This window comes from Serratia sp. MF1(2023), from assembly GCF_030954545.1.
GTDB lineage: Bacteria > Pseudomonadota > Gammaproteobacteria > Enterobacterales > Enterobacteriaceae > Serratia > Serratia sarumanii.
In genome coordinates, this window is the sequence record NZ_JAVHUX010000042.1 from 44,523 (window position 1) to 69,887 (window position 25,365).

The 25,365-nt window shown below is 61.2% G+C and carries 21 protein-coding genes; 9 read left to right on the forward strand and 12 right to left on the reverse strand.

The window, feature by feature from the left end:
* Positions 1-4 precede the first annotated feature (4 nt).
* The 6 genes from REA38_RS20095 to yhfZ all read right to left on the reverse strand — a co-directional run bounded on the left by REA38_RS20095 (position 5) and on the right by yhfZ (position 5,070).
* Complete coding sequence (locus tag REA38_RS20095) at positions 5-358, reverse strand: DUF2620 domain-containing protein (RefSeq protein WP_033654455.1); 354 nt, start codon at positions 356-358, stop codon at positions 5-7.
* Positions 359-371: 13 nt separating this feature from the next.
* Complete coding sequence (locus tag REA38_RS20100) at positions 372-1,265, reverse strand: phosphotriesterase-related protein (protein ID WP_041037052.1); 894 nt, start codon at positions 1,263-1,265, stop codon at positions 372-374.
* Positions 1,258-2,487, reverse strand: coding sequence for a phosphopentomutase (locus REA38_RS20105; RefSeq protein WP_041037050.1), 1,230 nt, complete (start codon positions 2,485-2,487; stop codon positions 1,258-1,260). The genes REA38_RS20100 and REA38_RS20105 overlap by 8 nt, the downstream gene beginning before the upstream one ends.
* Before the next feature lie 48 nt (positions 2,488-2,535).
* Positions 2,536-3,699, reverse strand: coding sequence for a YhfX family PLP-dependent enzyme (locus tag REA38_RS20110; RefSeq protein ID WP_049235331.1), 1,164 nt, complete (start codon positions 3,697-3,699; stop codon positions 2,536-2,538).
* 92 nt (positions 3,700-3,791) lie between these two features.
* The gene (locus REA38_RS20115) at positions 3,792-4,148 is read right to left on the reverse strand and encodes a hypothetical protein (RefSeq protein ID WP_033654451.1); all 357 of its coding nucleotides are present in this window, start codon (positions 4,146-4,148) and stop codon (positions 3,792-3,794) included.
* A 10-nt stretch (positions 4,149-4,158) separates the two neighbouring features.
* Positions 4,159-5,070, reverse strand: a complete 912-nt coding sequence (yhfZ, locus tag REA38_RS20120; RefSeq protein ID WP_101427510.1) for a GntR family transcriptional regulator YhfZ — start codon at positions 5,068-5,070, stop codon at positions 4,159-4,161.
* 224 nt (positions 5,071-5,294) lie between these two features.
* On the opposite strand from yhfZ, the gene gntR reads away from it, so the two are divergent.
* The 3 genes from gntR (at position 5,295) to gntK (ending at position 8,576) form a co-directional block, all read left to right on the forward strand.
* Positions 5,295-6,290, forward strand: coding sequence for a gluconate operon transcriptional repressor GntR (gene gntR / locus REA38_RS20125; protein ID WP_004930833.1), 996 nt, complete (start codon positions 5,295-5,297; stop codon positions 6,288-6,290).
* A 340-nt stretch (positions 6,291-6,630) separates the two neighbouring features.
* Entirely contained in the window at positions 6,631-7,947 is a 1,317-nt protein-coding gene (gene gntT, locus REA38_RS20130) for a gluconate transporter (RefSeq protein ID WP_033636339.1), read from the forward strand.
* A gap of 101 nt (positions 7,948-8,048) precedes the next feature.
* Positions 8,049-8,576 (forward strand): gluconokinase, encoded by a 528-nt coding sequence (gntK, locus tag REA38_RS20135; protein ID WP_033636338.1) that lies wholly within the window; start codon positions 8,049-8,051, stop codon positions 8,574-8,576.
* A gap of 30 nt (positions 8,577-8,606) precedes the next feature.
* On the opposite strand, the gene REA38_RS20140 is transcribed toward gntK, so the two are convergent.
* Positions 8,607-9,200 carry a YhgN family NAAT transporter gene (locus REA38_RS20140; protein ID WP_033654449.1) on the reverse strand — a complete coding sequence of 198 codons (594 nt, stop codon included), beginning with the start codon at positions 9,198-9,200 and terminating at the stop codon, positions 8,607-8,609.
* Between the two features lie 193 nt (positions 9,201-9,393).
* On the opposite strand from REA38_RS20140, the gene asd reads away from it, so the two are divergent.
* The 6 genes from asd (at position 9,394) to glgP (ending at position 20,553) form a co-directional block, all read left to right on the forward strand.
* Entirely contained in the window at positions 9,394-10,497 is a 1,104-nt protein-coding gene (asd, locus tag REA38_RS20145; protein WP_308886520.1) for an aspartate-semialdehyde dehydrogenase, read from the forward strand.
* Positions 10,498-10,939: 442 nt separating this feature from the next.
* Positions 10,940-13,126, forward strand: coding sequence for a 1,4-alpha-glucan branching protein GlgB (glgB, locus tag REA38_RS20150; RefSeq protein WP_047570194.1), 2,187 nt, complete (start codon positions 10,940-10,942; stop codon positions 13,124-13,126).
* Complete coding sequence (gene glgX, locus REA38_RS20155; RefSeq protein ID WP_060420149.1) at positions 13,123-15,105, forward strand: glycogen debranching protein GlgX; 1,983 nt, start codon at positions 13,123-13,125, stop codon at positions 15,103-15,105. The genes glgB and glgX overlap by 4 nt, the downstream gene beginning before the upstream one ends.
* Positions 15,106-15,120: 15 nt before the next feature.
* A complete protein-coding gene (gene glgC, locus REA38_RS20160; RefSeq protein WP_033636334.1) occupies positions 15,121-16,398 on the forward strand; it encodes a glucose-1-phosphate adenylyltransferase in 1,278 nt (425 codons plus the stop codon).
* 135 nt (positions 16,399-16,533) lie between these two features.
* On the forward strand, positions 16,534-17,964 hold the full coding sequence (glgA, locus tag REA38_RS20165; RefSeq protein ID WP_308886522.1) for a glycogen synthase GlgA: 1,431 nt from the start codon (positions 16,534-16,536) through the stop codon (positions 17,962-17,964).
* A 141-nt stretch (positions 17,965-18,105) separates the two neighbouring features.
* On the forward strand, positions 18,106-20,553 hold the full coding sequence (glgP, locus tag REA38_RS20170) for a glycogen phosphorylase (protein WP_049235333.1): 2,448 nt from the start codon (positions 18,106-18,108) through the stop codon (positions 20,551-20,553).
* A gap of 63 nt (positions 20,554-20,616) precedes the next feature.
* Here glgP and glpD read toward each other — a convergent pair whose 3' ends face one another.
* The 5 genes from glpD to ulaR all read right to left on the reverse strand — a co-directional run bounded on the left by glpD (position 20,617) and on the right by ulaR (position 25,356).
* Positions 20,617-22,125 (reverse strand): glycerol-3-phosphate dehydrogenase, encoded by a 1,509-nt coding sequence (gene glpD / locus REA38_RS20175; RefSeq protein WP_033654445.1) that lies wholly within the window; start codon positions 22,123-22,125, stop codon positions 20,617-20,619.
* 247 nt (positions 22,126-22,372) lie between these two features.
* Positions 22,373-23,131: a DeoR/GlpR family transcriptional regulator gene (locus REA38_RS20180; protein WP_004930797.1), complete on the reverse strand. Its 759-nt coding sequence runs from the start codon at positions 23,129-23,131 to the stop codon at positions 22,373-22,375.
* Between the two features lie 50 nt (positions 23,132-23,181).
* Positions 23,182-24,018, reverse strand: a complete 837-nt coding sequence (gene glpG / locus REA38_RS20185; protein ID WP_039569119.1) for a rhomboid family intramembrane serine protease GlpG — start codon at positions 24,016-24,018, stop codon at positions 23,182-23,184.
* Positions 24,019-24,189: 171 nt separating this feature from the next.
* A complete protein-coding gene (gene glpE, locus REA38_RS20190; RefSeq protein ID WP_019455180.1) occupies positions 24,190-24,516 on the reverse strand; it encodes a thiosulfate sulfurtransferase GlpE in 327 nt (108 codons plus the stop codon).
* An 84-nt stretch (positions 24,517-24,600) separates the two neighbouring features.
* Positions 24,601-25,356, reverse strand: coding sequence for an HTH-type transcriptional regulator UlaR (gene ulaR / locus REA38_RS20195; protein ID WP_033636329.1), 756 nt, complete (start codon positions 25,354-25,356; stop codon positions 24,601-24,603).
* Positions 25,357-25,365 lie beyond the last annotated feature (9 nt).

The window sequence follows — 25,365 nt, forward strand, 5'->3', positions numbered from 1 at the left end:
CTCCTTATGACAGTTGCCGAATCAACAGCGGGATCGCATGTTCGACGTGCTCGACCGAAAGGCCAAACGCGACTTTTCCTTCCGCCACCCACTTCGTTATTTGCTCTTCTTTCGCACGAATGCCCGGCTTGGCGATCGTGCAGCATTTGTTGAAGCCGATGATGGCTATCGCGATGGACAGCGCAGCGCCGGCGCCGGTATTGCAGGCGCCGATGAAATAGTCCAGTTCGCCGTTTTTGACTCGGGCGGCGGCGTCCATGTCGCTTAAGATGCTGACGTCAAAAATGCCTGGGGCGGCGCTCTCGATGGCCTGTTTAATCTGTTCCCGCTGTAAACCTGCAATTCCGATTTTTTTCATGGCTATCACCTTATTATTTGAAGAACCGATTTGGGTTGTGTTGCAGCATTGCGGTCACGGCTTGCTGACCGATCCCCGCCTCCAGCAACAGCGGAACGAAACTGTCCATGAGGTAGCTGAAGCCGGGGCCGCCGTTGCCGCGCAGATGCGAACGGCGCGTGATGTCCATCGACAGCATCACCCGCTCGAGCAGGCCGCGTTGCGACAGCGCGCTCAGCATCGCCACGCGTTTTTCATCCGGGTAGTAGCTGTTTTTGCCAATGGTGTCGAACTGCACCCACGCGCCCCGATCGATCAGGTGCAAGACAGTTTCCAGATTGTCTTTCAGATCGCAGTGGCCAATCACGATGCGGTCGGCCGGCACGCCGTAAGATTGCAGCAGGGCGAGCTGCTCCGGCCCCATGGTGCTGAAACTGGTATGCGTGGAGATTGGCCGCCCCGTGGCGTGGTGAGCGAGGGCGGCGGCGTGGAACATTTTTGATTCGTCGGGCGTGATGTGGCCCTCGCTGCTGCCGATTTCGGCAATCACGCCAGCGCACAGGCCGCTGCCGTCGATGCCGCATTCAATTTCGGCAATCATTTCGGCGGCCAGCGTTTGCGCGTCTCGGGTGGCGACGTGTTCGGGATAGAAATCCTGTTGGTAGTAGCCGGTGGAGAGCAGCACGTTGATACCGGTGTCGCGCATCAGGCGCGCGATGAAGTGGACATCCCGCCCCATATAGCGGTTCGTTACCTCGACGATGTTGCGGACTCCCCGCGCCATCAACGCCTCCATTTCATCGCGCAGCAGAGCATAGCTGTCGAGGCGACAGTCATCGTTATGCTTAAACGGTGAAAGATCGATGTGCAGATGTTCATGCGCATAGGTGTAGCCGTCGGCGTTGAGCCATTCAATCTGATCAGCCATGAGAATTCCCCTGCAATAATGAGAAAAAAGAGGTGCCGTTCTGCGGTGCGGGAGCGCCGAAGGCGTCGCAAACGGAGGCGCCCACGTCGGACAGCGTGGCCCGATCTCCCAGCCGGACGCCAGTAACGCCCGGGCGCCAGACCAGCAGGGGCACGCACTCGCGCGTGTGCTGTGAATGCCCGATCGTCGGGTCGTTGCCATGATCGGCCATGACCACTAACGCGTCGTCCTTATCCAGCAGCGACATGAGATGCGCCAGATATCCGTCCACCAGTTGCAGGCGCTCCGCATAACGCGCCACATCCTGCGCATGCCCGGCCAGATCGGTTTCCTGAATGTTGGTGCAGATAAACCGCCGGCCCGGTCGTTGCGCTTCGCTCAGGGTCAGCGCCATGATTTGCGCGGAATCGACAATCCCGCCGAAGTTATCGCCGTCGGGATTGGCGACGATATCCGCCACTTTCCCTATCAGGGATGTCGGGATGCCTTGACGTTGCAGACAGGCGGGAACCTGTACGGCCTCATCGACGCCGTAACCCAAATGAACGACCCGGAAGCCTTGCCGGTAGACGCCCGAACGCGGGGCATCGATGCCGGCGTACATGTCTTGCCGGCTTTGCGCCGCTGCGGCGATGGCTTCGTTGCTGGTGCTTTCTCCGCCGAAGACAATGACGCGGCTCACGGGCGCGCATCGCCTAACGATGGCGCCGATTTTTCTGACCGTGTCGTAATCGATCAGGTTCAGATTGGCGGTCACGTTGTAGACCAGGCCGGGGTCGGTTTCAAGGTTATCGCCGACGGCCACGGCGTCGTTGACCCAAAGGTATGCCGTATTCGCCGTCACCGGGAGCCGCTGCACCCGGTAGCCCGCTTTCCGCAGGGCGCCAGCCGTTTTATCCATGATTTCGCCGAACGGCATTCTGAAGGGCTGTTTGGGCTGAGTTCCCATAATTTCCTGATGCCCCATGAACGAGTCGGCGCCTTCATGTTGCAGCGCCGCTTTGCCGACGTTTGCCTGCGGATTGGGCCCCATCACGTTGGCCCGGTATCCCAGCGCGTTGATCAGGCCCAATCTTTCCATTGCGGGCAGGCGCAGGTCGGGACATTGCTGCAAGATATGGCCGCAGGTATTGGCGCCTGCGTCGTTCGGCCTGACTTGCGGCACATCCTCCATGGCGCCGACGCCAAAGCTGTCGATCACCAGGACTACAAATTTGTTCATGCTGTGTTCCCCCCTGATATTGGCGGCTAAGACGCCGACGGCGTTTGGCTATTGCCGCGAGACGATGGGATTGCCCAGGCTGTCGTAGAGCCCGGCCAGCGTTGGCCGGCCTGCGCTGATGCCCTGGATAAGCGCTACGTCGCTGCGGGTGACGAAGATCTGCGTGCGGAAACACATGATTACCGGGCTGCCAACCGCGAAATTGCCCTCCAGCCCCAGGTAGTAATCGATATTGTCCGATTTGAACGGCAGTGTCCGCGTCTCGCTGGGGGTATCCCCGGCGAAAACCAGTGCGTTCCGTAGGCGGCCGCGGCGGTAATAGCCGCCGCCGAAGCACAGGCTGTTCGATCCTGCGTTATGAGACACTTCCGACAGATACAGCATGGCGATGCGTTCCGGTTGATCGCCGTATTCATTGGCCGGAATGGTGCCGGTAAACGCGTGGCCAGGTTCAATATGCGTCGCGCCGCCGCGGGCAAGCGCAGGGATGGTGTTGCAGCTATTGGCCGACGGGGCGTTAACCTGCTCGATAGGAAAGCCCGCCGCGCGCAGCGTTTTCGCCGCGTTGACCAGCGTGGTAAAGTTCGGCGTGGTGAGGCTTTCGCCCGCCGTTGCCGACGCCAGGGCGCAAGGAAAATTCGTGACGCCGACGATCTCCACGCCGCCAAGCGCGGCGATGCGCGCCGCGACATCGACCAGCTCGTCAGGCTGGAAGCCGCCTTCCTGACCGGGGTAGACGATATCGCCGGTCTGGCATACTTTCAGCAGCAGGCGTTGCCGCATGCCGAGACGCCGGGCGCATTCGGCGATCCTGCGCGCTTTCTCAAATGAGAAAACCGTGATGACTTCCGGCCGGCATCGCAGCGCGCTCTCGATTTCCCCGTCCGGAATTTGCACTAAATGCCCCAGATGGCGAAGCGGCACGCCGTTATTGGCCAGGCATCGCGCCTCGCGGAAATCCACCGCCACCGCTCCGCTGAACCCCTGGTCGATAATTTGTTGGGTCAGCCAGGGATTGCGGCCGAACTGCTTGCTCATCACATACGGCGTCACACGATATTCTTCCGCCGTTTGCAGAATGCGGCGCGCATTCTGTTTCACCATATCCACATCGATCACCCAGGTGTCCGGCGTGAGTTTGTGCTGGCGCAGCAGCCCGATCGACGCGTCAATCAGCGGCTGATTTTGTTTGCGTAGCGCATCTAAAAACATAGGGTTGGCAACTCCTTAAGACAGCGGTTTCCGGAACATCAGATTGGCCGTTGTTTAAATATTCATTTTTTTGAACATTTGTTGCGAAAAAATCAATGCCGCTGTTGGGGAGACAAGCCGAACAGGTTGGCCAAGAGATAACCTTCCTCGTTGGGATGCAGCCGTACGCTGAACTTTGCCAGCAGCCCATCATTCAGCCGCCGCAGGCGGGGCAGTTCACCCGATGCGGCGATCTCCTGCAGAAAATCCTCGCCCAGCGGTGCGATGATTTCGCCGCGCCGTGAACGCATCAGCGCGTTCGCCATATGCGCGATGGCCATCCATCCCTGTTCCTCGGGCAGCGGGCGCCCCCAGCGCGTTTCCAGATCGTCAATGACTTGCAACATGCCGCGGAAGATATCTTCATCTATCACTCCGGCCTGGCAAAGCAGCTTCATCTTCTCTTCCACAATCTCTCCTTCAATAGCTGGGCTCAATCTCTTCTGACACCACGGCGCGCTGATGCTGGCGAACCCGATGCGTATCGACAAAAGTATCCAGCAGTTTCCCGGTGCTTCGGTCATCGCTGCGGATTAAAATGGTAGCCTCCGTCGCCAGCACGACGCGTTGATCCCCTTCCAGGGGCACGGCCTCCAGCCCGTAGCGAGCCAACACCTGGCGGTTCTCGACGTTCCAGACGACGGCATCGATGGTGCCGTTTTCGAGCCGGCTCAGGCAGTCGTGGTAAGGAATTTCCACCCGTGCGACCGCCGCCGGGTCATAAATCATATCCGTCAGCAGCTTTTGGTCCATCGAACGGCAGTCCACGCCGACTCTGCGCACCGCGCCGTGATCCCCGCGGCGGCGAATGATTTGATGCGATACCCAAGAATGCTCTCCAAGCGTCGCCGCGATCTTCACCCCGTTTTCCGGCCGGCTTACATACTCTTCGGCGGCCAGACGCGAGACGACCGCCAGGTCATAAATGCCATTGCGCAAACATTCCACGCGAATATCCGCTCCCCGCATATGTGCGAAGTAGAACGGTACGTCGGAAAACTCGCGCTTCAATCCGCTGGCGAGCCCCTCGTACTCGCGGGTATAGGGTAACGGCATGGCGCAAACAACGCGGGAAATGTTGGCGTAATCCAGCAGCGACCTATAGTCCACATGGGTTAAGAAGCTGCCGTTGCGCCCGCTGCGTTGTACGGTTATGCAGCCTGCGTTTTCCAGTGTCTTGAGCGCCGCCTGCATCAAACCGATGGACAGGGCGTTGTCGTGGGCCAGTTCGCCAATCGTTTTTAATCGCTCCCCCGGTTGGCATCCCAGCAAGTACATCGCCAGACAGCTCAGCGATAACCCTTCTTTTTTTATAAATTGACTGCGGCTCATTTAAATATTCATTTAAGTGAAGATTTATGTCAGGGATACACCAAAAGCGTGGAGAGATCCAAAAATTACGGCGAATGTGTGATGAAGTGCACGTAGCGGTTATCGGTTTCCGCTTGGCGCGGAGAATCTGTGAGTTCTGTTGGCCGTCGCATAACCGACAATATCGGCCCGCCGTTTTTTTTGCTAAAATGACTGCCCATTCACGGTTAGTCAGTTCATTGATAATGAAGAAAAAACGGCCGGTACTCCAGGATGTGGCGGACAAGGTGGGCGTGACCAAGATGACGGTGAGCCGTTATCTGCGCAATCCCGACCAGGTTTCTGCCGCCCTGCAGCAAAAAATCGCCGTCGCGCTGGATGAGCTGGGTTACATCCCCAACCGCGCGCCGGACATCCTCTCCAACGCCACCAGCCGGGCGATTGGCGTGCTGTTGCCGTCGCTGACCAACCAGGTGTTCGCCGAAGTGCTGCGCGGCATCGAAAGCGTCACCGACGCGCACAACTACCAGACCATGCTGGCGCACTATGGCTACCTGCCGGAGCGTGAAGAAGAGCGTCTGACCTCGCTGCTTTCTTACAATATCGACGGCCTGATCCTGTCTGAACGCCATCACACGCCACGCACCCTGAAAATGATCGAGGTGGCGGGCATTCCGGTGGTGGAGCTGATGGACTGCGTCTCGCCGTGCATCGATCTGGCGGTGGGCTTCAACAACTTCGAGGCGGCGCGCCAGATGACCCAGCAGATCATCGCGCACGGCCACCGTCACGTGGTCTATTTCGGCGCCCGACAGGATGAACGTACCATCATCAAACAGCAGGGGTATGAGCAGGCGATGCGCGAATCCGGCCTGGAGCCGTACAGCATCATGACCGCACGCTCTTCCTCCTATTCCGCCGGCGGCGAGCTGCTGCGCCAGGCGCAGCGCGACTATCCGCAGATCGACAGTATCTTCTGCACCAACGATGACCTGGCGATCGGCGCGGCCTTCGAGTGCCAGCGGCAGGGGCTGTCGATCCCGCAGGACATGGCGATCGCCGGTTTCCACGGCCATGATATCGGCCAGGTGATGGTGCCGAAGTTGGCCAGCGTGCTGACGCCGCGCGAACGCATGGGGCAGATCGGCGCCGAGCGCTTGCTGGCCCGGCTGCGCGGCGAAACGGTGTGCCCGCGCATGGTGGACGTCGGTTTCACCGTGATCCCCGGCGGCAGTATCTGAGCCATTTTAACGTTCTGTTTTAACACCCTTTCTTTTTGCAGCGCGCCCTGAGGCGCGCGGGTTATCCCGCCTGTAAGCCCGCCGCTCGTTGCCGGCATAAGTTTGATCTCTGTCCCAGAACGCGAATTTTAGCCGCTTACCCGGTTCCGGCGCTCATGTTGTTACCGGTATCATGATACCGGTAACAACGAGTGTGCGGTCATCTTGCTGCAAGACTGAACCTCTGACTCAACAACACCTACAGCTCTTCTTAAACACCGGGAAAGAGCCTAAAAATAAAACAACCGCACGCTTTACGCCTATCGTAAAGAGAGTCGCGATAAAAGGTTGGAGAAAAATTATGCCATTAGTGATTGTTGCAGGCGGCGTAGCGCTGCTGCTGCTGCTGATGATCCGCTTCAAGCTGAACGGCTTTATCTCTCTGGTGCTGGTTGCCCTGGCGGTCGGGATCGCACAGGGCATGCCGGTCGATAAAGTCATCGGCTCCATCAAGGCCGGCGTGGGCGGCACGTTGGGCAGCCTGGCGCTGATCATGGGCTTCGGCGCCATGCTCGGCAAGCTGCTGGCGGACTGCGGCGGCGCGCAGCGCATCGCCACCACGCTGATCGACAAGTTCGGCAGAAAACACATTCAATGGGCGGTGGTGCTGACCGGCTTCACCGTCGGCTTCGCGCTGTTCTACGAAGTGGGCTTCGTGCTGCTGCTGCCGCTGGTGTTCACCATCGCCGCCTCCGCGCGCATCCCGCTGCTGTACGTCGGCGTGCCGATGGCCGCCGCGCTGTCGGTGACCCACGGCTTCCTGCCGCCGCACCCGGGCCCGACCGCCATCGCCACCATCTTCCATGCCGATATGGGTAAAACCCTGCTGTACGGCACGCTGCTGGCGATCCCGACGGTGATCCTGGCCGGCCCGGTTTATGCCCGCTTCCTGAAAGGCATCGACAAGCCGGTGCCGGAAGGCCTGTACAACCCGAAAACCTTTACCGAAGCGGAGATGCCGAGCTTTGGCGTCAGCGTCGCCACGTCGCTGGTGCCGGTGATCCTGATGGCGCTGCGCGCGGTCGCTGAAATGGTGTTGCCGAAGGGCCACAGCCTGCTGCGCTTCGCCGAGTTCTTCGGCGACCCGGTGATGGCGACCCTGATCGCCGTGCTGATCGCTATCTTCACCTTCGGCCTGAACCGCGGCCGCACCATGGATGAAGTGATGGGCACCATCACCGATTCGATTAAAATCATCGCCATGATGCTGTTGATCATCGGCGGCGGCGGCGCCTTCAAGCAGGTGCTGGTGGACAGCGGCGTCGAGCAGTACATCGCCGGCCTGATGGAAGGCAGCAACGTTTCGCCGATTCTGATGGCCTGGTCGATCGCCGCCGCGCTGCGTCTGGCGCTGGGTTCCGCCACCGTGGCGGCGATCACCGCCGGCGGCATCGTCGCCCCGCTGATCGCCACCACCGGCGTCAGCCCTGAGCTGATGGTGATTGCGGTCGGTTCCGGCAGCGTTATCTTCTCGCACGTTAACGATCCGGGCTTCTGGCTGTTCAAGGAGTACTTCAACCTGAGCATCATGGAAACCATCAAATCCTGGTCGGTGCTGGAAACCATCATCTCGGTGTGCGGCCTGGTGGGCTGCCTGCTGCTGGCGACGGTCGTATAATCTTTATCCGGCGCCCTGCGGGGCGTCGGCGTTCCAGAGTATCTTTATCAGTCGGGACGCATTTGGCGCGCTCGCGCCAGTTCCCATAAGGGCATGACACAATGAGTAATCCGCAGAATCACGTATTTATCCTGATGGGCGTCTCCGGCAGCGGCAAATCCGCCGTAGCCAGCGCCGTCGCCCACGAGGCCGATGCCGCCATGCTGGACGGCGATTACCTGCACCCGCGCGCCAACATCAACAAAATGGCCGCCGGGCACGCGCTGGACGACAACGATCGCGCCCCGTGGCTGGCGGCCTTGAACGACGCCATCTTCGCCATGCAACGCACCAACCCGGTGTCGCTGCTGGTGTGTTCGGCGCTGAAAAAAAGCTATCGCGACCGCCTGCGCGAAGGCAATCGCAACCTGCATTTCCTCTACCTGAAAGGGGACAAGACGGTGATTGAGGAGCGCCTGAAACAGCGCAAGGGCCACTTCTTCAAACCGCAGATGCTGGTTTCGCAGTTCGCCACGCTGGAAGAGCCGGGCGAGCAGGAGCCGGATGTGCAGGCGATCGACATCAACCAGCCGCTGGACGGCGTGGTCGCCGACACGCTCGCCTGCATCAACCGCATCACCGCCCGCTGAGCGCGGGCCGTCGTCGGCGCCGCCAGGCGCCTACAGCTTCATGTAAGCCCGTATGCCGTCCAGGAACATCTGGGTCGACAGCATCACCAGAATCAGCCCCATCAACCGTTCCAGCGCGCTGACGCCTTTGCTGCCCAGCAGGCGCAGGAACAGGTTCGACATCAGCAAAATGGCCGCAGAGAGGCCCCAGGCGATCAACAGCGCCGCCACCAGATGGGGCAGCTGGTGCGGATACTGGTGCGACAGCAGCATCAGCGCCGCCAGAATCGACGGCCCGGCCACCAGCGGGATCGCCAGCGGCACCAGAAAGGGTTCTTCGCCGGCGGACAGCCCCGAACTGTTGCCCTCCTGCGTGGGGAAAATCATCTTGATGGCGATCAGAAACAGGATGATGCCGCCGGAAATGGAGACGGTTTCGGTGCGCAGGTTGAGGAACGCCAGAATTTTCTCGCCGGCGAACAGGAAGATCAGCATCAGCAGCAGGGCGATCAGCAGCTCGCGGATCAGCACTACCCGGCGGCGGCGCGGTTCCAGATGCTTGAGCACCGACATGAAAATCGGCAGGTTGCCCAGCGGATCCATAATTAAAAACAGCAATACCGTAGCGGAAATCATCTCTGTCATGGTGACCTCGTGATCGGGAAAACGCCTCGGCCTTTCCGGCCGCGTCCTTGCCTATAAGAAGGATTGCTGAGAAATCCCCAGCCATCGAATAAATTCACTTTGCGCCCGCGCCGACATTTTGTAAGGTGAGGAGATATTGCACACAACTCGTTATCACCTACATAAGCCCTTATCCGGGCGGGACACAGATATTATGAAAAACGTTGGTTTCATCGGTTGGCGCGGAATGGTCGGCTCGGTTCTCATGCAACGCATGACGGAAGAGCGCGATTTCGACGCCATTCGCCCGGTCTTTTTCTCCACCTCGCAGCACGGTTCCGCCGCGCCGGCCTTCGGCGGCCAGCAGGGCACGCTGCAGGATGCGTATGACATCGACGCGCTGAGCGCGCTCGATATCATTATTACCTGTCAGGGCGGCGATTATACCAACGAAGTTTATCCTAAGCTGCGCGCCAGCGGTTGGCAGGGGTACTGGATCGACGCGGCCTCTTCGCTGCGCATGCAGGACGACGCCATCATCATCCTGGATCCGGTCAACCACGCGGTGATTCAGCAGGGCCTGGACAACGGCATCAAAACCTTCGTCGGCGGCAACTGCACCGTCAGCCTGATGCTGATGTCGCTCGGCGGCCTGTTCGCCAACGATCTGGTGGAGTGGGCGTCGGTCGCCACTTATCAGGCGGCCTCCGGCGGCGGTGCGCGCCACATGCGCGAACTGCTGACCCAGATGGGCATGCTGCATGCCGACGTGGCGAAGGAGCTGCAGGATCCGGCTTCCGCCATTCTGGATATCGAGCGTAAGGTGACCGAGGCCACCCGCAGCGGCAAACTGCCTACCGATAACTTCAGCGTGCCGCTGGCCGGCAGCCTGATCCCGTGGATCGACAAGCAGCTCGACAACGGCCAGAGCCGCGAAGAGTGGAAAGGCCAGGCGGAAACCAACAAGATTCTGAACACCGGCAGCGTGATCCCGGTCGATGGCCTGTGCGTGCGCGTCGGCGCGCTGCGCTGCCACAGCCAGGCGTTCACCCTGAAGCTGAAAAAAGACGTGTCGCTGCCGGAAATCGAGCAGATGCTGGCGACGCACAACGACTGGGTGCGCGTGATCCCGAACGACCGTGAGCTGACCATGCGCGAACTGACGCCGGCGGCGGTGACCGGCACGCTGAATACGCCGGTCGGCCGTCTGCGCAAGCTGAATATGGGGCCGGAGTACCTGTCGGCGTTCACCGTGGGCGACCAGCTGCTGTGGGGCGCGGCCGAGCCGCTGCGCCGCATGCTGCGTATTCTGCTGTAAACCCGCACTTCCTGGGGGCTGGCTACTTTCAGCCCCCTAAAGCCTTATTTTCCACTTTTTTGTTCGCCGCGTCCGCGTCGGGCAACGTCATCGCAAGCCCTGCTTCAATGAGCTGTACCCCGCATATCTCCTCGTCGGCCGCCGCATGCCGGCGCCGCCAGGCTGGCAGTTTTCTTAATGAAGAATTTTCCTGAGCAATGCTGAGCAGTTTTTAACAGACATTGGCTATGCTTAACGCATGGGCGAACAATTTTTCACCATGACTGAAATATTTCTAAAAATAAGCATAAAGAGCGAAATTCAGGTCGGCAGAGTAAAGATTGGTCAATAACCGACCGCAATCACGCTTTGGATACCGAATGCATTGCATGATGACCAAAACGGCCAAGGAATAACCAACAAGCCGTGCTTAGATCATGCTGTTAATCTAAGGAAGAAGACTATGCCTGTACTTCCCGATCGTGACGTGATTGATCAGATCATCTCCGGCCATTACGCCGACCCCTTTGCTCTGCTTGGCATGCATGCGACCGATAACGGTCTGCAGGTGCGCGCGCTGCTGCCGGACGCTGGCGCAGTCTGGCTGGTGGAACAGCAAACCGGCCGGCGGCTGGTGCAGTTGAACTGCGACGATCCGCGCGGCTTCTTCAGTGCCGTGGTGCCGCGGCGCAAAAATCCTTTCCGCTATCAGCTGCAGGTCAGCTGGCGCGATCACCAACAGACTGTCGACGATCCCTATCGGTTTGGCCCGCTGCTGCAGGACATCGACAGCTGGCTATTGGCCGAGGGCACGCACCTGCGCCCCTATGAACGCCTGGGGGCTCATCTCGCCACGCTGGATGACGTCGACGGCGTCAGCTTTGCCGTTTGGGCGCCCAATGCCCAGCGCGTCTCGGTGGTGGGGGAGTTCAACTTCTGGGACGGCCGCCGCCATCCGATGCGTCTGCGGCGTGAAAACGGCATCTGGGAGCTGTTCCTGCCCGGCGTGCGGGCCGGCCAGCTGTACAAATATGAAATCGTCGATTGCTACGGCAATACCCAGTTGAAAGCCGATCCTTACGCCTTCGAGGCGCAGATGCGCCCGGACACCGCCTCGCTGGTGGCGCCGCTGCCGGAGGTGGTGCCGTCGACGCAGGCGCGCCGCCGCGCCAACGATTTTGACCAGCCGATCGCCATCTACGAGGTGCATCTCGGCTCATGGCGCCGCCACACCGACAACCATTTCTGGCTCAGCTACGGCGAGCTGGCGGTGCAGCTTATCGACTATGTGAAGGACATGGGATTTACCCATATCGAGCTGCTGCCGATCAACGAGCATCCGTTCGACGGCAGTTGGGGCTACCAACCGCTGGGGCTGTATGCACCGACCCGGCGCTTCGGCACGCCGGCCGATTTCCGGGCGTTCGTGGCGGCGGCGCATGAGGCGGGCATCAACGTGATCCTCGACTGGGTGCCGGGGCATTTCCCGAGCGACGCCTACGGCCTGGCGAATTTTGACGGCACCGCGCTGTACGAATACGCCGATCCGCGCGAGGGCTACCACCAGGACTGGAATACGCTGATCTACAACTACGGCCGCCACGAGGTGCGCAACTACCTGGCGGGCAACGCGCTGTATTGGCTGGAGCGTTTCGGTATCGACGCGCTGCGGGTCGATGCGGTGGCGTCGATGATCTATCGCGATTACAGCCGCGCCGACGGCGAGTGGGTGCCGAATTACTACGGCGGCAACGAGAACCTGGAGGCGATCGCCTTCCTGCGTTATACCAACCAGACTATCGGCCAGGCGCAGCCGGGCGCGGTGACATTGGCGGAGGAGTCCACCGACTATCCCGGCGTCACCCTGCCGCCGGACGCCAACGGCCTGGGATTCCACTACAAGTGGAACCTCGGCTGGATGCACGACACGCTCAATTACATGAAGTGCGATCCGGTGCACCGCAAGTATCACCACAACCAGATGACCTTCGGCATGCTGTATGCCTATACCGAGAACTTCGTGTTGCCTATCTCGCACGATGAAGTGGTGCATGGCAAAAAATCGATCCTCGACCGCATGCCGGGCGACGCCTGGCAAAAGTTCGCCAACCTGCGCGCCTATTACGGGTTTATGTGGGCGCATCCGGGCAAAAAGCTGCTGTTTATGGGCTGCGAGTTTGCGCAGGGGCGCGAGTGGAATTTCGATACCAGCCTCGATTGGCATTTGCTGGAGGGGCTGGATAACTGGCACAACGGCGTGCAGCGGCTGGTGCGCGATCTGAACCACTGCTACCGGCAGCAGGCGCCGCTGTACGAGCGTGACTACCGCCCGGACGGCTTCGAGTGGCTGGTGGTCGACGATCACGACAACTCGGTATTCGCGTTCGCGCGCTACGATTCGCAGGGCAATGAGCTGATCGCCATCAGCAACTTTACCCCGGTGCCGCGCTACCGCTACCGCATCGGCCTCTCACGCGCCGGCGACTATCGCGAGATCCTCAATACCGATTCGCACCACTATCACGGCAGCAACGCCGGCAATCAGGGGCGGGTCTCTTCCGAAGCGGTCGGTAGCCACGGCCGCGACTTTTCCATCTGCGTGACGCTGCCGCCGCTGGCGACCATTTATCTGCTGCGGGAGGCGCCATGACGGAGCTGACTGCCGGCCTCGCCGCGCCGCTGGGCGCGCATTACGACGGCGAAGGCATCAACTTTACCCTGTACTCGGCGCACGCAGAGCGGGTGGAGCTGTGCCTGTTCGACGGCCAGCAACGCGAAGTGCGCCTGCCGCTGCCGGCGCGCAGCGGCGATATCTGGCATGGCTATTTGCCGGGCGGCAGGCCGGGGCAACGTTACGGTTACCGGGTCTACGGCCCGTTCGACCCGGCGAACGGGCAGCGTTTCAACCCCAACAAGCTGGCGCTCGATCCGGCCGCGCGCGCGGTGGAGGGGCCGGTGGCGGATCACCCGCACCTGCACGGCGGTTACGAACAGCCTGATCCGCACGACAGCGCCGAGCTGATGCCGAAATGCGTGGTGGTGGACGAACAGTACGACTGGCAGGACGATCGCCCGCCCGCCACGCCCTGGGGGCAGACGGTGATTTACGAAGCGCACGTGCGCGGCCTGACGCTGCTGCACCCGAAGATCCCGCCGGCGCTGCGCGGCAGTTTCGCCGCGCTGGGGCACCCGGTGATGATCGCCCACTTCAAACGCCTCGGCATCACCGCGCTGGAACTGCTGCCGGTGCAGCAACATACCTCCGAACCGCGCCTGCAGCGGCTGGGGCTGATCAACTACTGGGGCTATAACGTGCTGGCGCCCTATGCGCCGGACAACCGCTACGCCAGCCTGAGCACCGACGGCACGCCGCTGAACGAATTTCGCGATGCGGTCAAGGCGCTGCACCAAGCCGGCATCGAGGTGATCCTCGACGTGGTGTTCAACCACAGCGCCGAGCTGGACAGGGACGGGCCGATGCTGTCGCTGAGCGGCATCGATAACCAGAGCTACTACTGGCTGACGCCGGAAGGGGACTACGTTAACGACACCGGCTGCGGCAACACCCTGCGGCTCGATCAGCCGCAGGGCGTGGCCTGGGTGATGGATTGCCTGCGTTTTTGGGTGCGGGAGTGCCACGTCGACGGCTTCCGCTTCGATCTGGGCAGCGTGCTCGGCCGCACGCCGGGGTTCGATCGCGATGCGCCGCTGTTCCAGGCGATGCTGGCGGACGATGTGCTGTCGCGCTGCAAGCTGATTGCCGAACCCTGGGACGTTGGCCCCGGCGGCTATCAGGTAGGGGCGTTCCCCGGCCGCTTCGCCGAATGGAACGACCATTACCGCGACGACATGCGCCGTTTCTGGCTGCAGAGCGGCGTGTCGCTCGGCCAGTTCGCCCGGCGTTTCGCCGCCTCCAGCGATCTGTACAACCAGCGCGGGCGGGCGCCTTACGCCACCGTCAACATGCTGACCGCCCATGACGGTTTTACCCTGCAGGACGTGGTCAGCTTCAACGAGAAACACAACCAGCCGAACGGCGAAGGCAACCGTGACGGCAGCGATCGCAATTTCAGCAACAACCACGGCGTGGAAGGCCTGGTCGCCGACGACGCCATTGTGCAACGCCGCAGGGCCAGCCAGCGGGCGATGCTCGCCACGCTGTTGCTGTCCCAGGGAACGCCGATGCTGCTGGCCGGCGATGAACAGGGACACAGCCAGCAGGGGAACAACAACGCCTATTGTCAGGACAACGCCATCACCTGGCTCGATTGGGCCACGGCGGATGACGCGTTGACCGATTACGTCGCGGCGCTGATCGCGCTGCGCCGCCAGATCCCCGCGTTGCAACAGGACCGCTGGTGGCAGCAGGACGACGGCAGCGTGCAGTGGCTGAACGCGCAAGGGCAGCCGCTCGACGCGCAGCAGTGGGAGCAGGGCGATCTGCTCATGCAGATCCTGCTGTCGCAGCGCTGGCTGCTGCTGGTCAACGCCACGCCGCAAACGGTGGAGATGAGGTTGCCGGAAGGCGATTGGCAGGTTGTCGCCCCGTTCACTCAGGAAGACTCACGGGCGGTGTTACCCGCCTGGCACCAGGCCGCGCGCTCGCTTTGCGTTCTGGTACGGAAATAATAAAAGGAGTCCGCTATGGTTAGGTTTGAAAATAAAGACCCCCTGATGTTGGCGCGCCAGCTGCCGATTAAATCCGTAGCGCTGATCCTGGCCGGCGGCCGCGGCTCGCGCCTGAAAGATTTGACCTCCACCCGCGCCAAGCCCGCCGTCCACTTTGGCGGCAAGTTCCGCATCATCGATTTCGCCCTGTCGAACTGCCTGAACTCCGGCATTCGCCGCATCGGCGTGATCACCCAATACCAGTCGCACACGCTGGTGCAGCACATTCAGCGCGGCTGGTCGTTTCTCAACGAGGAGATGAACGAGTTCGTCGATCTGCTGCCGGCCCAGCAGCGCCTCAGCACCGAGCATTGGTACAAAGGCACCGCCGACGCGGTGTATCAGAACCTGGACATCATCCGCCGCTATGAGGCCGAATACGTGGTGATCCTGGCGGGCGACCACATCTACAAGATGGATTACTCGCGCATGCTGATAGACCACGTCGAGAAGGGCGCCCAGTGCACCGTGGCCTGCCTGCCGGTGCCGCGCAGCGAAGCCGGTGAATTCGGCGTGATGAAGGTGGATGAAAGCGACCGCATCATCGAGTTTCTGGAGAAACCCGCCAATCCGCCGGCGATGCCGGGCAACCCGGATATGTCGCTGGCCAGCATGGGCATCTATATTTTTAATGCCGCCTACCTGTTCCAGCTGCTGGAAGAGGATATGTCGACCCCCGGCTCCAGCCACGATTTCGGCAAGGATCTGATCCCGAAAATCACCGCGCAGCAGGCGGCGTGGGCGCATCCGTTTACCTTGTCCTGCGTGACCTCCAACCCCGATCTGCCGCCGTACTGGCGCGATGTGGGCACGCTGGACGCCTACTGGCGCGCCAACCTCGATCTGGCGTCGGTGACGCCGGAGCTGGACATGTACGACCGCGCCTGGCCGATCCGCACCCACATGGAGCCGCTGCCGCCGGCCAAGTTCGTGCAGGATCGCTCCGGCAGCCACGGCATGACCATGAACTCGCTGGTGTCCGGCGGCTGTATCGTCTCGGGCTCGGTGGTGGTGCATTCGGTGCTGTTCCCGCGCGTGCGAGTGAACTCGTTCTGCACCATCGACTCTACCGTATTGTTGCCGGACGTGAACGTCGGCCGTTCCTGCCGCCTGCGGCGCTGCATCATCGACCGCGCCTGCCACATTCCGGAAGGCATGGTGATCGGGGAAAACGCCGATGAGGACAGCAAGCGTTTTTATCGCTCGGAAGGCGGCATCGTGCTGGTGACGCGCGAAATGTTGTCAAAATTGTGAGTTAACGTGGGCGGCAGAACGATAGCCTGCCGCCTGATGAACGGTTCGATGGCTTGCGCAACGCGGCACGCATAACAGCGGCAAGCCTGCTTTATTTCTTATCCAGAGGCCTTCGGCCGACTTTCAGGAGTGATAATGCAGGTCTTACACGTATGTTCTGAAATGTTCCCCCTACTGAAAACGGGTGGACTCGCAGACGTGGTTGGCGCGCTGCCGGCGGCGCAAATCGCCGAAGGCGCCGATGTTCGGGTGCTATTGCCCGCTTTCCCTGACGTACGCAACGGCATCCCCGACACCTCGCTGGTGGCGGAAATCGACTCGTTCGCCGGCCGGGTCGGCCTGCGTTACGGCACTTACCATGGCGTGGGCATCTATCTCATCGATGCGCCCTGGCTATATGACCGGCCGGGCAGCCCGTACCACGATCAGTCCATGTACGCCTATCCCGACAACCACCGCCGCTTTGCGCTGCTGGGCTGGATGGCCTGCGAGCTGGCCAAGGGGCTGGATCGCTACTGGCGGCCGCAGCTGGTGCATGCCCACGACTGGCACGCCGGCCTGAGCTGCGCCTATCTGGCCGCCAACGGCCACCCGGCGCGCTCGGTGTTTACGGTGCACAACCTGGCCTATCAAGGGCTGTTCTCTGCCCATCACGTGACCGAGCTGTGGCTGCCGGCGTCGTTTTACGATGTTTATGGCCTGGAGTTCTACGGCCAGATGTCGTTCCTCAAGGCCGGGCTGTTTTATGCCGACCACGTGACCGCCGTCAGCCCGACCTATGCGCGCGAGATCACCCGGCCGGAGTTCGGCTACGGCATGGAGGGGCTGCTGCAGGAGCGGCAGCGGCAGGGCAGGCTGAGCGGCATCCTCAACGGGGTGGACGACAACATTTGGGATCCGGCCCGCGACCCGCGGCTGAGCGCCCGCTACGACGCTGACGATCTGAAAAGCAAGGTCAAAAACAAGCTGCATCTGCAAAAGGCCATGGGGCTGAAGGTGGATGAATCGCTGCCGGTGTTCGCGGTGGTGAGCCGATTGACCAGCCAAAAAGGCCTGGATCTGGTGCTGCAGGCACTGCCTGAGCTGCTGGCGCAGGGCGGGCAGCTGGCGATGCTGGGCGCCGGCGATGCGGTGCTGCAACAGGCGTTTCTGGCCGCCGCCGCCGATTATCCCGAGCAGGTTGGGGTGCAGATCGGCTATCACGAATCCTTCTCCCACCGCATCATCGGCGGCGCCGACGTGATTCTGGTGCCGAGCCGCTTCGAGCCCTGCGGCCTGACGCAGCTCTACGGCCTAAAATACGGCACGCTGCCGCTGGTGCGCCGCACCGGCGGGCTGGCGGACACGGTGGTGGACTGCGCGCTGGAGAACCTGGCCGACGGCACCGCCAGCGGCTTCGTGTTCGACGATTGCGACGCCGTCGCGCTGGGCAACGCCATCCGCCGCGCCATGGTGCTGTGGAGCCGGCCGAAACACTGGCGCCACGTTCAGCGCCACGCCATGAGCGTGGACTTCGGCTGGCCGGTGGCGGCGAAAGAGTATTTATCGCTTTATCAACGTTTGTAGCCCGCGTTTCGCGTCTCGGGTTGACGCGCGGCGGGCAGCCGTTTGGGTTGATTGTCGGGGCGCGGCGTGCCGCGTCCATGTTCAGCGGGGCCCGCTATTCCGCGGCGAATGGCTGGGCTCCCTACAAGGGATTAAAAAGCCATGACTTCACCGTTTAGTTACACCTCACCTACGGTCAGTGTGGAAGCGCTGAAACACTCCATCGCCTATAAGCTGATGTTTATCGTCGGCAAGGATCCGGCCATCGCCAACCGGCACGACTGGCTGAACGCCGTGCTGTTCGCGGTGCGCGATCGCATGGTTGAACGCTGGCTGCGTTCCAACCGCGCCCAGCTGTCGCAGGACGTGCGGCAGGTGTATTACCTGTCGATGGAGTTTCTGATCGGCCGCACCCTGTCGAACGCGCTGCTGTCGATGGGCATCTATCAGGATATCGACAACGCGCTGAACGAAATGGGGTTGAGCCTGGGTGAACTGCTGGAAGAAGAGAACGACCCTGGCCTCGGCAACGGCGGTCTGGGCCGCCTGGCGGCCTGCTTCCTCGATTCGCTGGCGACGCTGGCGCTGCCGGGGCGCGGCTACGGCATTCGCTACGAGTACGGCATGTTCAAGCAGAACATCGTCAACGGCCAACAGATGGAGTCGCCGGACTACTGGCTGGAGTACGGCAATCCGTGGGAGTTTCCGCGCCACAACACCCGCTACAAGGTGCGCTTCGGCGGCCGCGTGCAGCAGGAGGGCGCCAAGGCGCGCTGGCTGGAGACCGAAGAGGTCGTGGCCATCGCCTACGATCAGGTGATCCCCGGTTTCGACACCGACGCCACCAACACCCTGCGGCTGTGGGGCGCGCAGGCCAGTAACGAGATCAACCTCGGCAAGTTCAACCAGGGCGATTATTTCGCCGCGGTGGAGGATAAAAACCACTCGGAGAACGTGTCGCGCGTGCTGTATCCGGACGACTCGACCTCCTCCGGGCGCGAGCTGCGGCTGCGGCAGGAGTATTTCCTGGTGTCGGCGACGGTGCAGGACATCCTCAACCGCCATTGGCTGATGCACAAAACCTTCGACAACCTGGCGGACAAGATCGCCATTCACCTCAACGACACTCACCCGGTCTTGTCGATTCCCGAGCTGATGCACCGGCTGATCGACGAGCACAAATTCAAGTGGCTCGACGCCTGGGAAGTGGTGGAGCAGGTGTTTTCTTACACCAACCACACGCTGATGAGCGAGGCGCTGGAGACCTGGCCGCTGGACATGATTGGCCGCATCTTGCCGCGCCACCTGCAGCTGATTTTCGAAATCAACGATCACTTCCTCAAGATGGTGCAGGAAGTGGCGCCGGGCGACAACGACCTGCTGGCGCGGGTCTCGATCATCGACGAAACCAACGGCCGCCGGGTGCGCATGGCGTGGCTGGCGGTGGTGGCCAGCCACAAGGTCAACGGCGTTTCCGCCCTGCATTCCGAACTGATGGTGCAGTCGCTGTTCGCCGACTTCGCCCGGCTGTTCCCCAATCGTTTCTGCAACAAAACCAACGGGGTGACGCCGCGCCGTTGGCTGGCGCTGGCCAACCCGCCGCTGGCGGCGGTGTTGGACGACTGCATCGGCCAAACCTGGCGCACCGATCTCAGCCAGCTGAGCGAGATCAAAGCCAACGTCGATTACCCGAGTTTCCTGCAGGCGGTGCAGCGCGCCAAGCGGCAGAACAAGGAGCGGCTGGCGCTGTACATCGCCAAAACGCTCAACGTGGTGGTCAACCCGGATGCGCTGTTCGACGTGCAGATCAAGCGCATCCACGAGTACAAACGGCAGCTGCTCAACGTGCTGCACGTCATCACGCTGTATAACCGTCTGCTGGACGATCCGGAGATCGATCGCGTGCCGCGGGTGGTGATCTTCGCCGGCAAGGCGGCCTCGGCCTACTATGCCGCCAAGCAGATCATCCGCTTGATCAACGATGTGGCCAAAGTGATCAACAACGATCCGCGCGTGCATACCCAGCTGAAGGTGGTGTTCATTCCGAACTACGGCGTCAGCCTGGCGCAGATCATTATCCCGGCGGCGGATCTGTCGGAACAGATCTCGCTGGCGGGCACCGAGGCCTCGGGCACCAGCAACATGAAGTTCGCGCTGAACGGCGCGCTGACCATCGGTACGCTGGACGGCGCCAACGTCGAGATGCGCGAGCACGTGGGGGAGGAGAATATCTTTATCTTCGGCAATACCGCCGAGCAGGTGGAGGAACTGCGCCGCAACGGTTACAACCCGCGCCAGTACTATGAGCAAGACCCGGAGCTGCATCAGGCGCTGACGCAGATCGCCACCGGCGTGTTCAGCCCGGAAGAGCCGAAACGCTATGGCAATTTGTTCGACTCGCTGGTCAACCTCGGCGATCACTATCAGCTGTTGGCGGATTACCGCAGCTACGTGGACACGCAGGACAAGGTGGACGAGGTGTATCTCAATCAGGACGAGTGGACGCGGCGCGCGGTGCTGAATATCGCCAACATGGGCTACTTCTCCTCCGATCGCACCATTCAGGAATATGCGGATGAAATCTGGCACATTCAGCCGGTGAAGCTGTAAAGCGTGCGAGGAAGAGCAAAGAAAAGGGCCGGATAACCGGCCCTTTCTTTGTTACGCTGCGGCTCAGGAAGCCAGAGACAGCGTTTTCGTTTTCGCGTGTTCCGCCAGCCAGGCTTTCACTCGCGCCTGCTGCGCTTCGTCCAGCCACATGCCCAGCTTGGTGCGGCGCCAGATGGCGTCGTCCAGCTCTACGACCCACTCTTTCTCGGTCAGGTAGCGCAGTTCGGCTTCATACAGACCGTGGCCGAAATCTTCGCCCAGATCGGCGAGGCCGTTGGCGCCGGCCAGGATCAGCTCGCTCTGGCTACCGTAGGTGCGGGCATAGCGGCGCGCCAGCGCTTCCGGCAACCAGCCGTGGGCGCGGCGTAATTTGGCCGCGTAGCCGTCGCGATCGCCGCCGATGTCACCGCCCGGCAGCGTGGCGTTTTTGGTCCACGCCGGACCGCAGCCTGGGTAGTAGTGGGCCAGTTTTTCCATCGCGTGCTCGGCTAGCTTGCGGTAGGTGGTCAGCTTGCCGCCGAAGACCGACAGCAGCGGCGCCTTGCCTTGTTCGTCGTGCACGTCCAGCGTGTAATCGCGGGTGATCGCCTGCGGCGAATCGGATTCGTCGTCGCACAGCGGACGCACGCCGGAGTAAGTCCAGACGATGTCGTCGCGGCCCAGCTGCTTCTTGAAGTGATCGTTGTACACTTTCAGCAGATAAGCGATTTCGTTCTCGTCGATCTTCACGTCCTTCGGATCGCCTTTGTACTCCACGTCGGTGGTGCCGATGATGGAGAACTCGTCATTCCACGGGATCACGAACACGATGCGGTGGTCTTCGTTCTGTAGAATGTAAGACTGCGGCTGATCGTGTACGCGCGGCACCACGATGTGGCTGCCTTTGATCAGGCGGATGCCGTAAGGCGATTTCAGCTTCAGGCCGTCGTCGAAGAAGTTTTTCACCCACGGGCCGGTGGCGTTCACCAGGCCTTTGGCGCGCCAGGTGAAGGTTTTGCCGCTGTCGATATCGACCGCTTCCACCATCCACATGCCGTTTTCACGCCATGCGCGGGTCACTTTGGTGCGGGTGCGCACTTCGCCGCCGCGTTTTTCCACTTCCTGCGCGTTCAGCACCACCAGGCGAGCATCGTCGACCCAGCAGTCGGAATATTCGAAACCGCGCTTCAATTCAGGCTTCAGCACCGACTCTGGTCCAAAGCGCAAGCCCTTGCTGCCCGGCAGGCTGGTGCGTTTGCCCAGGTGATCGTACAGGAACAGGCCGATACGGATCATCCAGGCCGGGCGCAGGTGCGGCTGGTGCGGCAGGCGGAAACGCATTGGGAACGCGATGTGCGGCGCCAGCTTCAGCAGCACTTCACGTTCGGCCAGCGCTTCGCTCACCAAACGGAATTCGTAGTGTTCCAGGTAGCGCAGGCCACCGTGGATCAGTTTGGAACTGGCGGAAGACGTAGCACAGGCCAAGTCTTGCGCTTCCAGTAGCAGTACCGACAGCCCGCGCCCGGCAGCATCCGCCGCGATGCCGGCACCGTTGATGCCGCCACCGATAACGATCAAGTCTTTGGTTTCCACGTCATCTTCCTCCAGATGTTCGAAATAGCTCTTTCATGTTCGTTTTCGCTCATGATTGTAATCAAAAACCAACAAGCAAGCCAAGACTTAACCAAACAAAAACATTTAGGCGTGATAAAGGTAACAGTTTGGTGATGATAGGCACATAAATGATAAGGATATTGCGCGGGCGGGCAAACGGCTGTCGAAAAGGGGGCGTCGGGGGTGGGAAACGGGGCGGCGGCGCGCCCCGCGGATTAACGGCGGATCAGCACAGCTCCAGCTGCACGTCGTACTGCTCGATGATTTTCATCACGCTCGGCGGCGGCAGCTGGTCGGTAAACAGGTAGTCGATCAGATTCATGTTGCCCAGGTTGACCATGGCGTTGCGGCCGAATTTGGAGTGGTCGGTGACCAGCATTACGCAGCGGGAATTTTCGATAATCGCGCGTTTGGTGCGCACTTCGTGATAGTCGAATTCGAGCAGCGAGCCGTCCATATCGATGCCGCTGATGCCGAGAATGCCGTAATCGAGGCGGAATTGGGAGATAAAGTCCAGGGTGGCTTCGCCCATGATGCCGCCGTCGCGGGTGCGCACTTCGCCGCCGGCCAGGATCAGACGGAAGTCTTCCTTGGCGGTCAGCAGGGTGGCGACGTTGAGGTTGTTGGTGACCACGCGCAGGTTCTTGTGGTTCATCAGCGCATGGGCCACCGCTTCCGGCGTGGTGCCGATATCGATGAACAGCGTGGCGCCGTCCGGGATCTGGCTGGCGACGCGCTGCGCGATGCGGGCCTTCTCTTCCGACCACATCACCTTGCGATCGTTATAGGCAGCGTTGACCGAGCTGGAAGGCAGCGCCGCGCCGCCGTGGTGACGCTGGATTTTGTTCTGGTCGGCCAGGTCATTCAAATCGCGGCGAATCGTTTGCGGGCTGACGTCAAAATGTTCGACCAGCTCTTCCGTGCTGACGTAACCCTGCAGGCGCACCAGCTCGATAATTGCGTCATGACGCTGTGTTTGCTTCACGATAATCCCCTAAAACGCCCGCTATGCCCGCTGGGCACAGCTCCCGGCTGTTATTGTTCGTTGTGTGCGCGATGACGCGTATCCCAAAATGCCATCAATAACCCTAACACTAAACCGGCTACGTGTGCCGCGTTGGCGATCGACATTCCTAAAATATCGAAATATCCGGCCACCAGCCACAGCACCGAGAACGCCATCAGGCCGCGCGGCAGCATCAGGCCGCGCTCCGGCGCCCGTTCACCCGTTAGCCAGACATAGCCCATCAGCGCATAAACCACGCCCGACAGCCCGCCGAACAGCGCGCCGCTGAACAGCGATTGCGCCCAGCCGCTGAAGAAGGCCGACACCACCGCCAGCACGAACAGCTTGCCGGCACCGAGGCGTTTTTCCATCTGGCCGCCGAGATACCACCACCACATCAGGTTAAACAGAATATGCAGCAGGGAGAAGTGCAGGAACGCATGGCTGACCCAGCGCCACAGCTGCGTGTATTGGCTGCTGTTTTGCGGCCAGGAGAGCCAGTACATCACGGTGTCGTCGCCCAGCGCCTGCATCAGAATATAGACCGCGATGCACAGCACCATCACGCCGAGCGTCAGCGGCCCGGCCTTGCTGCGCAGGGTGTGCAGATAGGATTCGCTCTGATAGTGCAGGCCGGCGTCGGTATGGCCGGTCTGCCAACTGGCGGCCTGATAACGGCGGTTGAGCGGATCGGTCAGAAACTGCTGCAGCTCGTGTTGCACCTGCTCGAGGTGAACGTCGTCGGCCAGCCAGATTTCCGCCGCCTCGCCGCTGTTGCGCAGCTCAAGCCGGATGCCCTGGGTCGCCATATAGTCGACAAAGGCCAGCGCCAGGCGCGGGTTGGATACGGCGATTACTCTAACCATTGCTCTTCCGTCGTAAGTGAATGATTTTGGCCGCGGCTTGCCCGCCGGCGACCCTGACGGCCGATTATAACGTCGAAATCCTGAGCGCTGGCAAACGGATCTGCGAAAAACCCGCGAAAACGCGCACAAAATCGAAGGGGAAGCCCGCCGACGCACGGCGGGCGGCGGGGATCAGGCAGAGGTTTCCACGTCTTGCGGATACTGGCGGGCCCAGGCCTCGAAGCCGCCGTCGATGCTGTAGACCGCGTCAAACCCCTGGTGCAGCAGGTACTGCGCCGCGCTGCGGCTGCTGTTGCCGTGGTAGCACATCACCATTACCGGCCGCTCGAAGTCGTTTTGCTGCATAAAGGCCGACAGGGTGGCGTTGGTGAGGTGAAAGGCGCCCGGCGTATGCCCGGCTTCAAAACTTTGCGGATCGCGGATGTCGACCAGGGCGGCGCTGCCCTCTTTCCAGCGGGCGTACGCTTGCTCAACGTTGATCGCTTCGAACTGTTCCATACTGCTGACTGCCTCGTAATTGGGGGACGCCGCTATTGTAACCAACTCTGCGGCGTTTAAGACCAGAGCAAGGGTGTGGTTTTGTCACACCAGCAGCACTTCAACGCCCTGTTGACGCAGTTGCTCAACGATCGCCGGATTGGCAGCGCGGCCGGTGATCACCATGGCGATTTGCTCGGTGCGGCTGAACAGCATGCCGGCGCGTTGGCCGACTTTGCTGCTGTCGACCAGCACCACCAGTTTACCGACGTAGTTGAGCATCTTTTGCTCCGCCATGGCGGTCAGCATATCCGTTTTATACAAACCCTCGGCGGTAAGGCCGATACCGCTGGTGAACATCCAGTGCCCGGCGTACAGCGTCGCGTCGCCGTCCTGAGGCGCCAGGGTAATCGACTGAGTCTTGTTGTACTGGCCACCCATGATCACCACGCTGTCATGGTCCTGTTCGATCAGGTAGTTGGCCAGCGGCAGGTAGTTGGTGATCACCTGAACCGGCTTGCCGCAAATTTCACGCCCCAGCAGAAATGCGGTGGAACCGCAGTTGATCACCACGCTTTCGCCCGGCTGACAGAGTTGCGCCGCCGCTGCCGCGATGCGCATTTTTTCATCGAGATGCTGGGTCTGGTGGATGTTGAGCGGCGTCCAGGCCGGGCGCGGGGTTTGCGTGGCTTCGGCGCCATTGCGCACTTTGCGCAATTTGCCAATTTCATTCAGTTTGTTGATGTCCCGGCGCGCGGTGGCCGGAGAGATGTCAAACGCCGCGATCACGTCCGCCACGGAGATTTGCCCCTTGCGATGCAAGAGATCGAGAATGGCATTGTGGCGTTGGGACTCTGTCATGCGGGCTCC

What these genes read in the sequence shown, in the direction of transcription:
- glgC (WP_033636334.1), top strand. Translation starts at nt 15,121, where the DNA reads ATGGTTAGGTTTGAAAATAAAGACCCCCTGATGTTGGCGCGCCAGCTG.
- gntT (WP_033636339.1), top strand. Translation starts at nt 6,631, where the DNA reads ATGCCATTAGTGATTGTTGCAGGCGGCGTAGCGCTGCTGCTGCTGCTG.
- glgA (WP_308886522.1), top strand. Translation starts at nt 16,534, where the DNA reads ATGCAGGTCTTACACGTATGTTCTGAAATGTTCCCCCTACTGAAAACG.
- REA38_RS20140 (WP_033654449.1), bottom strand. Translation starts at nt 9,200, where the DNA reads ATGACAGAGATGATTTCCGCTACGGTATTGCTGTTTTTAATTATGGAT.
- gntK (WP_033636338.1), top strand. Translation starts at nt 8,049, where the DNA reads ATGAGTAATCCGCAGAATCACGTATTTATCCTGATGGGCGTCTCCGGC.
- glpE (WP_019455180.1), bottom strand. Translation starts at nt 24,516, where the DNA reads ATGGAACAGTTCGAAGCGATCAACGTTGAGCAAGCGTACGCCCGCTGG.
- REA38_RS20105 (WP_041037050.1), bottom strand. Translation starts at nt 2,487, where the DNA reads ATGAACAAATTTGTAGTCCTGGTGATCGACAGCTTTGGCGTCGGCGCC.
- glgP (WP_049235333.1), top strand. Translation starts at nt 18,106, where the DNA reads ATGACTTCACCGTTTAGTTACACCTCACCTACGGTCAGTGTGGAAGCG.
- REA38_RS20095 (WP_033654455.1), bottom strand. Translation starts at nt 358, where the DNA reads ATGAAAAAAATCGGAATTGCAGGTTTACAGCGGGAACAGATTAAACAG.
- REA38_RS20110 (WP_049235331.1), bottom strand. Translation starts at nt 3,699, where the DNA reads ATGTTTTTAGATGCGCTACGCAAACAAAATCAGCCGCTGATTGACGCG.
- gntR (WP_004930833.1), top strand. Translation starts at nt 5,295, where the DNA reads ATGAAGAAAAAACGGCCGGTACTCCAGGATGTGGCGGACAAGGTGGGC.
- asd (WP_308886520.1), top strand. Translation starts at nt 9,394, where the DNA reads ATGAAAAACGTTGGTTTCATCGGTTGGCGCGGAATGGTCGGCTCGGTT.
- glgB (WP_047570194.1), top strand. Translation starts at nt 10,940, where the DNA reads ATGCCTGTACTTCCCGATCGTGACGTGATTGATCAGATCATCTCCGGC.
- glpG (WP_039569119.1), bottom strand. Translation starts at nt 24,018, where the DNA reads ATGGTTAGAGTAATCGCCGTATCCAACCCGCGCCTGGCGCTGGCCTTT.
- ulaR (WP_033636329.1), bottom strand. Translation starts at nt 25,356, where the DNA reads ATGACAGAGTCCCAACGCCACAATGCCATTCTCGATCTCTTGCATCGC.
- glgX (WP_060420149.1), top strand. Translation starts at nt 13,123, where the DNA reads ATGACGGAGCTGACTGCCGGCCTCGCCGCGCCGCTGGGCGCGCATTAC.
- yhfZ (WP_101427510.1), bottom strand. Translation starts at nt 5,070, where the DNA reads ATGAGCCGCAGTCAATTTATAAAAAAAGAAGGGTTATCGCTGAGCTGT.
- REA38_RS20100 (WP_041037052.1), bottom strand. Translation starts at nt 1,265, where the DNA reads ATGGCTGATCAGATTGAATGGCTCAACGCCGACGGCTACACCTATGCG.